Annotated in this window: 8 protein-coding genes; 6 read left to right on the top strand and 2 right to left on the bottom strand. The window is 42.2% G+C overall.

All coding sequences use genetic code 11. From position 1 onward, the window contains the following. Nucleotides 1-1,589: amidase (locus WBJ10_RS02170; protein ID WP_424287909.1), on the bottom strand; the 1,589-nt coding region annotated here is incomplete at its 3' end. Between the two features lie 50 nt (nt 1,590-1,639). Between WBJ10_RS02170 and WBJ10_RS02165 the strand changes: the two genes are divergently transcribed. Together WBJ10_RS02165 and WBJ10_RS02160 are read left to right on the top strand one after the other, a co-directional pair. Next, nucleotides 1,640-2,899: an FAD-dependent oxidoreductase gene (locus WBJ10_RS02165; protein ID WP_424287908.1), complete on the top strand. Its 1,260-nt coding sequence runs from the start codon at nt 1,640-1,642 to the stop codon at nt 2,897-2,899. A gap of 41 nt (nt 2,900-2,940) precedes the next feature. Beyond that, complete coding sequence (locus tag WBJ10_RS02160) at nt 2,941-3,486, top strand: DinB family protein (RefSeq protein ID WP_424287907.1); 546 nt, start codon at nt 2,941-2,943, stop codon at nt 3,484-3,486. A 59-nt stretch (nt 3,487-3,545) separates the two neighbouring features. Here WBJ10_RS02160 and WBJ10_RS02155 read toward each other — a convergent pair whose 3' ends face one another. Further along, nucleotides 3,546-4,283, bottom strand: a complete 738-nt coding sequence (locus WBJ10_RS02155; protein WP_424287906.1) for an EcsC family protein — start codon at nt 4,281-4,283, stop codon at nt 3,546-3,548. Between the two features lie 178 nt (nt 4,284-4,461). Here WBJ10_RS02155 and WBJ10_RS02150 point away from each other — a divergent pair, with 178 nt between their 5' ends. From WBJ10_RS02150 to WBJ10_RS02135, 4 genes are all read left to right on the top strand, one after another. Then, complete coding sequence (locus WBJ10_RS02150; protein ID WP_424287905.1) at nt 4,462-7,152, top strand: M14 family metallopeptidase; 2,691 nt, start codon at nt 4,462-4,464, stop codon at nt 7,150-7,152. After that, a complete protein-coding gene (locus WBJ10_RS02145; protein WP_424287904.1) occupies nt 7,142-7,666 on the top strand; it encodes a hypothetical protein in 525 nt (174 codons plus the stop codon). The genes WBJ10_RS02150 and WBJ10_RS02145 overlap by 11 nt, the downstream gene beginning before the upstream one ends. Nucleotides 7,667-7,779: 113 nt before the next feature. Further along, a complete protein-coding gene (locus tag WBJ10_RS02140) occupies nt 7,780-10,059 on the top strand; it encodes a prolyl oligopeptidase family serine peptidase (RefSeq protein ID WP_424287903.1) in 2,280 nt (759 codons plus the stop codon). Between the two features lie 350 nt (nt 10,060-10,409). After that, on the top strand, nt 10,410-12,739 hold a 2,330-nt coding region (locus WBJ10_RS02135), incomplete at its 3' end, for a PIG-L family deacetylase (protein WP_424287902.1).

Below are 12,739 nucleotides of genomic sequence, written 5' to 3'. Positions count from 1 at the left end.
ATAGTTCCAGGTAAGTTATCTCTGAATCCATTAGGCAGAACAACACAGGGGTGACCACTCAAGTTCGTTACCCGAAGGTTCTGTCCAAAAGCAGGCGCAACGAACACATCAATACCTTTCATTTTTTCATTCAGCTGTTCGATCAGTACGGTTCTTGCACGGTTAGCCTGAATGTATTCTACCGCAGGAATAAAACGGGAAGCCCGAAGAGCATTTGGCCGGGCGCTCTTGTTTTGGAGTACCATAAGGTCTTCCCGATTAGTAAGTGTCAGCTCATCAAACGCGGCGCCTGCCTCTGCTGAAAGGACGATGCCCATACCTGCATATGGCAGTTCTGGTAATTCAAAGGGAACCAATTCGGCACCCAGCTCCTTTAGCTTGATTAAGGTCAAACTGTCGTTTACCGAATTTGCATTTCTTCTCAGGAACTCAGATTTTATAAACCCGATACGTACACCTTTTAAATTCCCGCTAGTTTGAGAAGTATAATTGAACGGTGCCGGGATTACACTTAAGTCCTTTCCATCCGGGCCCATTATTGCATTAAACACTATTGCACAATCTTCTACATTTCGCGCAATTGGGCCCAGTTTATCCATACTCCAGCTTAAAGCCATTGCTCCATACTTGCTGATTCTGCCAAAAGTAGGTCTCAAGCCTGTGGTGCCGTTCTCTCCGGATGGAGAAACAATTGATCCTAAAGTTTCAGAACCAATAGCAAAGGGCATGCATCCTGAAGCCACAGCTGATGCTGACCCTGCGGATGATCCACTCGAGCCACGTTTTATATCCCATGGATTCCTGGTTTTTCCTCCAAACCAGACATCACCCTGGGCCAGCTCCCCTAAGGTCATCTTAGCTATCAATACGGCTCCTGCCTGTTCAAGCCTGGTTATCACTGTGGCATCAGTGTTTATTACCTGATCTTTATAGGGTACGGATCCCCAGGTAGTCTTATAATCCTTAGTGGCCAGAAGGTCTTTTGCTCCAAAAGGGATACCGTGCAACACACCACGGTATTTTCCAGCTGCTATCTCTGCATCAGCTTTTCTTGCCTGAGCCATTGCCCTCTCTTCTGTAATGGTGACAGTATTCAATAGGAAAGGATCGTACTTTTTTAAACGATTAATAAAATATTGCGTCATTTCTACAGAGGAGATCTGTTTGCTGCGGATTAATTCAGCAAGTTGGGAAATCGAGCTAAACGCCAGCTCGTCTTTGTTTCCACTGAATTTACTCCTGGGAGCCTTTGATAATTTAAATCCATTTTCTTTATCAGGAAATTGATATCCAACAGGTAAAGGGTTGAAGTTTAAAGATGGCACGACAGAATTAGGCATGTTCAGCTTGCGTAATTCTGCATAATTCTTGCGCCTGCTTTCCAAAGTTTCCAGCATGGAATCTGCCTCAGCATCTGTAAAGTCGAGGCCGATAATTTTCTCAGCTTCCTTAATTACTGAAATGGTAAGCTTTTCTTCGTCAATTTGGCGACTAATAAATCCGCCAAGTAAAAAACTAGCTACACATGAGAAACCAACAATACTATTTCGAAGGTTAATGAGTTTGATATTTTTCTTCTGTTTTATCATACGATAAACTTAATAAAGAAACAGTAAATTAACACGCTTTAAAAAACGACATGACTAAATATTTTTCATCACTTCTTATACTTGGCATTTTAAGCCTTTCATTATCAGCCCAAACAAAGAAAACAGGTGTGTTAGTAATTGGGAATACTGCTGCGGGTCTTGCAGCTTCTATTCAATCAGCTCGCTCTGGTGTAAGCACCATTTTTCTGACGCAGACACCTGTAATAAACGTTGATCTGGGCTCTGAGGACATCAGTCACCTTCAAAGGATTCAAAATCATTATAAATCAAAGCTTAAAAAAAAACCGGGGGAAAAAGATAGCACCCTGGCATTTGATCCTAACATGGGGAAGGATCAATACTTGAAGCTTATCAGGGGTATAGTTGACACTACAAAAAACTTAACTCTGACTTTGAACACAGCACTGGAAAAGATCGAAAAAGATGGTAAGGGATGGGAAGTCAGATTGAAAAACGGGCAGAAAATAAAAGCTGATGTTGTTGTCGATGCAACTGAAAAACTTTCCATAGCGTCTATATTACGAATAGATGTAAATAAAAACATGCTAAACAGCACGGCTAACACCAACCCATTCAACAACAAACTATTCCGCAGTACAGTTGCAACTGCCTACTCGGGAACGGATACCTCACGTTCAGTATCGTTGATCTCGGTTGGAAGCTTTGTACCGCCAGGCGCGGAGAATTTTATCATTATACCAAAGAGCAATAACACCATCAAACCCGTGAATATGTCGTTTGGGCAGGCCGCCGGCACGATTGCAGCCTACTGCGCATTTTTTAAAACAACTACTAAAAACATTAATGTAAGAGGAGTACAGACCGAACTATTAGCGTATGACGCGGAATTAATACCCTTGTCTGATGTTAAAAAAAGCGACCCTAACTTTCTCGCCTTTCAGCGGATAGCGCTGAGCGGCTTACTAAAACCTGTAATCACTAAAAAAGGTGAACGAAGCGTAATTAAATTTGATACTACAAGCACGATTTCTTCGGAACAGCTAAGACTTCCTTTCAAGGAATTTTACTCTAGGAGCCAGATCTGGTTTGCAGATAATAAAAAAGAAGTTATGACCATTGAGGATGCCATAAGCCTCTTCATGTTCACAGCAACCCGGGGGGAAGAACTTAAAAAAGAAATTGAGGAAGGCTGGAAAGAAAGCTTTTCATTTAACAGCAAATTTGATTTAAAACGAAATATTACCAGAAAAGAATTCGCTATTCTCGCTGACCGTTATCTGCAGCCCTACAATATAAAAGTGGATTTCACTGGAAATTTGTTGAGTTGATAATTATAAATTACTTAATAAATATAGTTTAGGTATCAATTATGAAAAGCTTAAGGACAATTTTGCTGATTTGCGGGGTGATTTTAATCAGCAATTCGCTTTTTGGACAAGGAATGACCGACGATGTAATTCGTGCCCACATGATTGCCGATTGGGAGCGCGCCAAGGCCTATACCAAAGAATATCTGGATGCGATGCCCGAAGACGGCATGAGCTTTAGGCCTACCCCGGAAATCCGTAGTTTCTCAGAACAAATGCTGCATATGTCGCAAGGCACCATCGGTTTGATAGTTAGTGGTACCGGAGCTACCCCAATTTTCCAGGGAAAGTCATTAGAGAAGATGGATGTATTAAAAACCAAATCAGCCTTAACCCAGGTAGTTATGCAAACCTATGACTTCGCTATCGAATCTATCCGAAATCTTGATGCTTCAAAGCTCAGTAATATCGTCAAACGCGGAAAATACGAGGTTACCCAATATGGCTGGCTCGTCAAAGCATTTGAACATCAAACGCACCACAGAGCGCAGGCGACGATATATTTGCGGCTAAAAGGAATTACACCAGTTAATGAAAAACTGTTCTAATCTTAACATAGGCGATAATACTAATCACTAAAACTAACCTCTAATTACTGATCAGGCCTTTACTGCTTAAGTATTTTTAAAGAACTAACCTTTCTCATCCTATAACAGTTTATTGCTGTCTCGCCGAGTTTATTAATTAGCTTATAGTTGACAATAGCTCCAACAGCTGCCCCGATAACGGGGATCAGCTGCGCCATTTTAGCTAAGTCAATATAATCTCTGTACTCCTGCTGGAAAGTACGCCAATCAAACTTATCTACTTCTTCCGGAAGTGTTTTCTTATAGTTATCCCAATCTTCAATTTTCTTAAATACATCAATTCTACCCTGTTGGCTGGAAAACGCAAGTTGAAATATATGAAGTATATAAAGCCTTTCTTTATAATCCTTAATATCATATCCGTAAAGGGCAGCAATATCAAAAAGTAGCTTCATTTTAATTCCAATCAGAATTGGAAAATCCGCTAAGCCCAGCAATATTCCTCCTGCACCGGTGACAGCGCCTTCTGCGGATGCGGTTTTGCGGTAAAATTCAATGCGCTCTTTTACAAAAGCCTCCCGCAACTGCAGGGAGCTATCTTTTCGAGCTTCATTGGTGGTGTAAGTAGCTCCGAAGAGGACTCCTTTTACCATTTTCTCTATGGTAATCGTGATAACATTATGAACCTTATCGGGAATCCATTTATTAATTCTGTTCTGCAAGCTTTTAGCAGCATGATTCAGTAACGAAGGCCTTATTTTAATCTGAGCTTTCCAACTTTCAAGTTCGCGGTAGGCTTCTTGTTCGTAAAGAGTCATGGATATATTTTTGAGGAGTGATCTGGCTATAAAGTTAGTAATAAAGACTTCCATGAACTAACGGTATAGTGTAAAGACTCTCCAGCTCACCACATTGTTTAAAATCAGCGGTCCTTGTATATTGATTCTTGTTTCCTGGCTCATTCTATCTTATCTTGCAAGCAACAAAATCAAAATTATGCGTATATCTTACTTATTCATCACTTGTTTATTTATTGTAAACAGCGCCTTTTCACAGATTTCTCCCAAAGAGCATTTTGGATTCGATATTGGCGATGATTATCGCCTGGCAACTAACACTCAAACCGAGGAATATTTTAAGAAGCTTGCCGCCAGCGACAGGGTTGAATTCGTAGAAATCGGCAAAACCGAAGAAGGAAGATCACAATATATGCTGATTATTTCATCACCGGAGAACCTGAAAAAACTTGAAAGATACAAGACGATATCAAGACAATTAGCCTATGCAGAAGGGTTAAGTGAGCAGGAAGCAAAGGCACTTGCTAATGAAGGCAAAGCAGTGGTCTGGATTGATGGAGGATTGCATGCCACAGAAACTTTGGGTATACATCAGTTGATTGAAACAGCGTGGCAGCTTACCAGCAGAAAAGATCCGGAAACCATGCGGATACTGGAAAATACGATTATCCTTATGGCCCATGCAAACCCTGACGGACAGGAATTGGTCAGTAATTGGTATCTGCGTGAAGAAGATCCTAAAAAACGAAGCTTGCAAGGAGTACCGCGCTTATATGAGAAATATGCCGGCCATGACAACAACCGGGATTTCTTCATGTTAAACCTTAAAGAAAGCCAGAATATAGCAAGACAGCTATTTATAGACTGGGTGCCCCAGATTATGTACAATCATCATCAGGCAGGCCCGGCGGGTTCAGTTGTCGCAGGGGCTCCCTACCGTGACCCTTTTAATTATGTATTCGATCCCATCATCATGACCAGTATCGATCAGCTTGGAGCGGCTATGAACAATCGCCTCAACGTAGAAAATAAACCGGGTTATACTCAAAAATACGGCTCTGTATTTTCGACCTGGTATAATGGAGGCTTAAGAACTACTACCTATTTTCACAATATAGTCGGATTGCTCACAGAAACCATTGGCGGCCCGACCCCTAGTGAAATTCCACTGGTGCCGCATCGGCTTATTCCCAATGGAGGTACGACTTTCCCGGTCGCGCCTCAAAAATGGCATTTCCGCCAGTCGATAGATTACTCCGTGTCCATGAATTACGCTGTGTTAGATTATGCGCAACGACACAGAGACGAGTTACTTTTCAACATCTACCGGATGGGGAAAAATTCTATTGAACGGGGAAGCAAAGATACCTGGGGCTTGTCGCCCAAGAAAGTAGACGCCATTAATCTTGCCTTCCAAAAAGAATCAAAAATGGCCCGCGCCCCTTCCCAATTGCCGTCAAGATATTACGATAGCGTTATGCTTGATAAAAAGCAGCGGGACGCAAGAGGCTATATTCTTTCTGCTGAACAGGATGACTTTCCGACCGCGATAAAGTTTGTTAATGCGCTCGTGCGTACAGGAATACTGGTACATAAAGCCACAGAGAACTTTAATGTTGCCGGTAAAAATTATCCGAAGGGTTCCTATATTATTAAAACGAATCAGGCATTTCGCCCGCATGTGCTTGATATGTTTGAGCCGCAGGATCACCCGAACGACTTTAAATACGAAGGTGGGCCACCAGTTGCACCCTATGATGCTGCCGGGTGGACGCTCGCATATTTAATGAACGTTGGATTTGACAGGATTATGGACGACTTTCAGGGACCATTCGAGCGCATCCCTTATGGGGAACTTCAAAGCCCGGAAATCAGGCCATTACCTTCTACAAGTGGATTTATTCTCGATGCCCAGGCAAACAACTCATTTAGGGCTGTAAATGAACTGCTCAATGGCAGGCAAAATATCTCACGAATTAGCAATGGCCCGAATGCTGGCGATTTCTATATCCCGGCAACGGAAAAAAGCCGAAGCATATTAAAAAACCAAATTGCCAGTCCGGGGCTTATTGTGAAACCCTCGGGCGCAGCGCCAAAAAACATCACTAAAGTTTCCGGCTTGCGTATAGGATTATGGGATACCTATGGCGGTTCAATGTCCTCAGGCTGGGTACGATTCCTGATGGAACAGTATAATTTCAATTTTTCGATACTATATCCGCAGGAAATAGACGCAGGAAACCTGAATTCAAAGTATGATGTTATAATTTTCGTTAGCGGTGCAATTCCGCCGTATACTCCTCAAAACATACCTACAACTTCCGGCTCTCCGAATACCGATATTCCTGAAGAGTACCGGAAGCAAACTGGGAGAATTAGTCCCGACAAATCGATTCCCCAACTAAAGCGTTTTCTGGAGAACGGTGGTAAGCTTGTCACTATTGGAAGCAGTACAAATATGGCCTATCACCTGGGTCTGCCGGTAAGAAACCATCTTGTAGAACTAGGCAGCGACGGTAAAGAGGCAAGATTGCCTGCCGTTAAATATTATGTACCGGGGAGTGTACTGCGGGTTAATGTAGATAATGCAAAACCGGCTGCATGGGGCATGGCCAAACAGGCGGATGTATATTTCGATAACAGCGCGGTTTTCCGGGTTTCTAGCGATGCTATCAGCAAAGGGACGATAAAACCGTTGATGTGGTTCTCTGAACCAAAGTCCCTTCGCAGCGGCTGGGCATGGGGTCAGGAATATCTGCAGGATGGTGTAACAGCTTTTGAAGCTCCCATAGGAAAAGGCAAACTTTTCGCTTTCGGCCCTGAAATAACATTTAGGGCACAAACACACGGTACATTTAAACTGCTCTTTAATCAACTATATGATTACTAAATATCTGATCGTTTGCTTAATATTTTTGAGCTATGGTTGTATGGCTCAGGGAGACTCTGCGTTTTTCAGAGAACTGCAATCTAAAAAGGGGAAGACCTTTTATGGTAAGGCTATTTACATGCCTGACACGGTAAAGCCAAATGATTTTTGGGGAAAGAAATTGAAATTTACTGTTACAGAAGTAAACGGTGAATTAAGAATGCCTTTTGTAGTTGGCGAAAACAAGACCCGCACATGGATTCTAAGGAAAACCGGCGGCGGCTTAGAATTGAAACATGACCATCGGCACGAAGATGGTAAACCAGATAGCATCAGTAATTATGGAGGGCCTTCGGATCCAGAGATTGGAACGGAACTCATTCAATATTTTCCCGCTGATACCTTTACAGCAAAGCTGATCCCTGCAGCAGCGGGCAACCGCTGGATTCTGCAGTTTAGTCCAGATAAAAAAAGATTTTATTACATTCTTGAAAGAGATAATGTACTACGATTCAAAGCCGAATTTAAATTATAGACCCAAATTTTACCTGCACAAGCTTCATGAAAAATCTCTTCACCTTTTTTTTATTCCTCTGTGTTTCGGTTACATATCCTCAGGAATCCCCAATATTAACCGTTGATAAAATCATGCGTGACCCGAAATGGATGGGCGTAGCACCCAGCAACATTCAATGGAGCGAGGATAGCCGGAATATTTATTTTAACTGGAATCCGGCAAATGAGGAAACCGACCCATTATATCAAATTACGATACAGAATAGAACACCTCAAAAAGCGGCTGAGACCGTACGACGAAACAACGACCGCGGGGTACTTACTTATTCCCGGGACCGGTCAAAAGTGTTGTTCGAAAGGAATGGAGATCTGGTACTAAAAAATACAATTAGCGGTACTGAGAACGTGCTGACAAATACTGTCGAACGCGAGAGTAATCCTATTTTCAATAAAGATGAAAGCAGAGTTATTTTCCAGCGTGGCGATAATCTTTATGCTGTATCTATAAATGGCAGTTCACTTTCCCAATTAAGTAATTTCATCCGTAGCAAACCCCGCGCTACACCGGCATTAAGCAAACAGGATGACTGGCTTAAAAAGGATCAGCTCAGTGAATTTGAGATCATCAAAAAGAAAGAAACTGAAAAGAAAAATGCAGAGATAAAGACTAAGGAAGACGCCCCTAAGAGACCTAAGGAGTTTTATCTCGACGAAAAGAGTTCTTTAAATTCACTAAGGATTAGTCCCGATGAGAAGTACATTGCATTCAGAGTTGCCAAAAGCCCTGAAGGAAACCGAAATATTATTGTTCCCAACTATATAACTACTTCCGGATACACTGAAGACATCAATGGCCGTACTAAAGTAGGCAATGCACTGTCATCCTTTGAAAGTTATATTTATGATATTCAAAGGGATACCATATTTCCAATCTCTATTAAGCAGATTCCGGGAATAAAGGACCTGCCGGATTATGTGAAAGATTATCCGGAACAGCTGGCAGATCGCACCAAGAAAAATGAAGACCGTAAAGTTTCTATTGTAGGGCCCTTCTGGAATTCAGACGGATCCCAGGCTGTCGTAACCGTTTTATCACTTGATAACAAAGATCGTTGGATTATGAAACTAGATCCGGCAAGTGGTTCACTTTCACTATTAGACCGCCAGCGGGACGAGGCTTGGATCGGCGGACCTGGGATTAACTCTTTTAATGGGGGAAATCTAGGCTGGATCGATAACAATACATTCTATTTTCAAAGTGAGGCAACAGGCTACTCCCACCTTTATTCGATTAATGTACTCAATGGTGTTAAAAAACAAGTCACTTCCGGGAAGTATGAAATACAAACACTTCGCTTATCAAACGATAAGAAAAGCTTTTATTTCACGGCCAATATGGAACATCCTGGAATTACCCACTACTATCGTATTCCTGTAACAGGTGGAGAGCCGTTTAAGCTAACCTCGATGAAAGGCGGAAATGAAGTGATTATCTCGCCGGACGAGAAATGGCTGGCAATCCGTTACTCCTATGCAAATAAACCCTGGGAGCTCTACCTACAGGAAAACAGGCCTAATGCAAAAGCTGAACAAATCACAAATTCTATAAGTGATGAATTTAAATCATACCCATGGAGAGATCCGGAAATGGTATCCTTTAAAAATCGTTTTGGATCTGATGTGTACGCCCGGATTTATAAACCGGAAAAGCCAGACCCTTCTAAGCCCGCTGTGTTATTTGTTCACGGTGCTGGCTATCTGCAAAATGTTCATTACTGGTGGAGCCAGTACTTCCGGGAATATATGTTCAATAACCTCTTAGCCGACAAAGGTTATACTGTTATCGATATTGACTATACAGGAAGCTCAGGTTACGGCAGAGATCACCGCACCGGCATTTATCGTCATATGGGTGGTAAAGATCTGAGCGATCATGTCGACGGAGTTAAGCTACTAACTGAGAAATACGGCATCAATCCATCAAATGTGGGATTATATGGCGGATCCTATGGTGGATTCATCACCTTAATGGGATTATTTACAGAACCCGATGTTTTTAAATCAGGAGCAGCTCTAAGGTCAGTTACTGATTGGGCCCATTACAACCATGGGTACACCTCAAACATCCTGAATGAGCCAGCAAACGATGCAAAATCATATAAAAAGAGCTCACCAATTTACTTTGCGGATGGACTAAAAGGTAATTTGCTGATGGCTCACGGTATGGTGGATGTGAATGTGAATTTCCAGGATATCGTAAGGTTATCCCAGCGGCTTATTGAACTGAAAAAAGACAACTGGGAACTGGCCGTTTATCCGGTGGAAGATCATGCATTTACGGAGCCCTCCAGCTGGGCCGATGAGTATAAACGAATTCTAAAATTGTTCGAAAACACTCTTAAAACACCGTAATACGCAATTTTTTCTGGAATATACAGAAATATCCCTGCAACAAAATGTTGAAAACTAATTTGAAATAAATAACGAATTTTTGTAATTTTATAAAATAAAGGTTAATCAGCCTTAAAGCCTATTTGTTTTACTAGGAAGTATAACCGTTCAGACATGCAGTGATTGTACTCTAAACGGCAAGTAAAAGCTTTAAGGATCTACAAATTTTTAATTGTAATTTTTGGGGAAACGGTCAGATACCAAGTATCTGACCGTTTTTTTTATTCTTCTTTTTTTCCCTGAGTAAATTTTTTGTATCATCTGAATTAAAGGATGTTTTTTAATTACATTCGATGTGTATGCTGCATATTATGAATTTTCGCCTTCCGGCAATTTGTTACTTTATTTTAAGTCCTCTGTTGGTTTTCGGACAGACATCCGTACAGTATAGTTCTGCTGAAATCAAACTTGGAATCCAAAAACTAAATACCGTTGGCTCGGCACTTTATATTGCTGCCCATCCCGATGATGAAAACACACGGCTTCTTTCTTACCTCGCCAAAGAGAAAAAATTAAGAACTGGTTATTTGTCGCTCACCAGAGGCGATGGCGGGCAAAATCTGATCGGGAACGAGCAATCCGAGTTACTTGGTTTAATCCGCACCCAGGAATTACTGGCAGCACGAAGAACAGATGGGGCAGAACAATTTTTTACCCGCGCAATAGATTTTGGTTTTTCAAAAAATCCTGAAGAAACATTCAGAATTTGGGATAAAGAAAAGGTCCTTGAAGATGCTGTGTGGATAATACGGAAATTCCGTCCAGACATTATTATAACCAGGTTCCCTGAGGATGCCCGTGCAGGTCACGGACAGCACTCTGCTTCAGCAATTATTGCCCGCGAGGCATTCCACGCCGCAGCCGATCCGAAACGTTTTCCTGAGCAGTTAAAACACGTTGCCGTTTGGCAGGCAAGAAGAATAGTCTGGAACACATTTAATTTTGGAGGTACTAATACTACTGCACCCGACCAACTTAAATTGGATATAGGCGGCTTTAACCCGCTGCTTGGAAAAGGATATGGTGAAATTGCTGCTGAGAGCAGAACAAAACACAAAAGTCAAGGTTTTGGAGCCGCAAGACAAAGGGGTGAAGCGATAGAGTTTTTTTCACATACTGCAGGTGAGGCTGCCAAAACTGACCTTTTCGAAGGGATTAGCTTTGATTGGAAACGTGTGGAAGGCGGGCAGGCTATTGAAGATATAATCACTCGGGCAGATCAAAAATTTGATGTCGATAATCCTTCCCATTCGATTCCAGAACTCCTAGACATTCTTACCGCCCTCGAAAGGCTGAAAGATAACTACTGGAGACAACAAAAAACTTCAGAAATCAAAGATTTGATCGCTTCCGCTGCTGGCTTATGGTTCGAAAGCTATTCGCTGCAGGGAGAAAGCCCGGTTGGTGATAGTCTGACTGTCAGCAGCCAGATAATCCTTCAGTCCGGGGCCGATGTTGTTCTAAAAAAGGTAAACGGCCTGGAGCAAAATGCAGTACTAAAACAGGGGAAGGTAAAAAGTCTTACCCATCGTCTCTATGCTGATGTAATTACAGAACACTATTGGCTTAAGGAGGAACATCCTTTTGGGATGTATGTGGTAAACAACCCAATGATTATTGGTAATCCTGAAAGTACCCCTCCCCTCCAAATTACTTATCAATTTTCCATCAATAACAAGGACATTTCATTCACGCGTCCGGTAGTCTTTAAATATACGGATCCCGTTCGAGGTGAGATCTATCATGCACTAACACTAGCACCCCCGGTTACAGCAACTATTGTGGATAAAGCGTATATATTCACAGGAAACGCTCCTAAAACCATCCAGGTGCAGCTGAAAAGTTTCAAAGACAAATCGAGCGGAACAATCGTTGCTCATGTGCCGGAAGGCTGGAATGTAGCTCCCACAGAAATCAGTTTCGATCTCCCATTGAAGGGGCAGGAAAAAACTGTAGAGTTTTTGGTGAGCCCTGCAGGATCGATTTCCAGCGGCAAACTTGCATTCACTGTTACCTCTGGAGGGAAAAGTTTCAATCGCGGAACGAAAGTAATCGCATATGATCACATCCCCCTGCAAACTATCTTCCCCATTGCGGAAGCGCGCGTTGAACGCATCGACCTAAAAACCGGGGGCAAGAGAATTGCCTATATAGCAGGGGCAGGCGATCTGATTCCTGAATCGCTGGGACAAATAGGCTATCAGGTTAGCATTCTTTCTGAAAGCCAGATTTTGAACAGTAATCTATCAACCTTTGATGCCATTATTACTGGCGTACGTCTATACAACGTCAATGATAATAAAGGTGTTATTCAACCAAAACTGATGGAATACGTCCAAAAAGGGGGCACATTATTAGTTCAGTATAATGTTAACAGTCCCTTGAAGATTCAGAATATTGGGCCTTATCCCTTCAAGTTATCAAGGGACCGTGTAACGGACGAGAATTCAAAAGTGGTTCTGCTTGCCAAAGACCATCCTGTACTTAACTACCCAAATAAAATCACCGAAAAAGATTTCGATGGATGGATCCAGGAACGAGGTCTGTATTTTACTTCTGATGCTGATTCGAAATATAGCCGCATCCTCTCAATGAATGATCCGGGTGAAAAGCCCAACGATGGATCCCTGATCGTTGCTGA

This window comes from Daejeonella sp., assembly GCF_049655485.1.
Classification (GTDB): domain Bacteria; phylum Bacteroidota; class Bacteroidia; order Sphingobacteriales; family Sphingobacteriaceae; genus Daejeonella.
The sequence above is the reverse complement of the archived record's forward strand: the minus strand, read 5'-3'. Positions and strand labels throughout refer to the sequence as shown.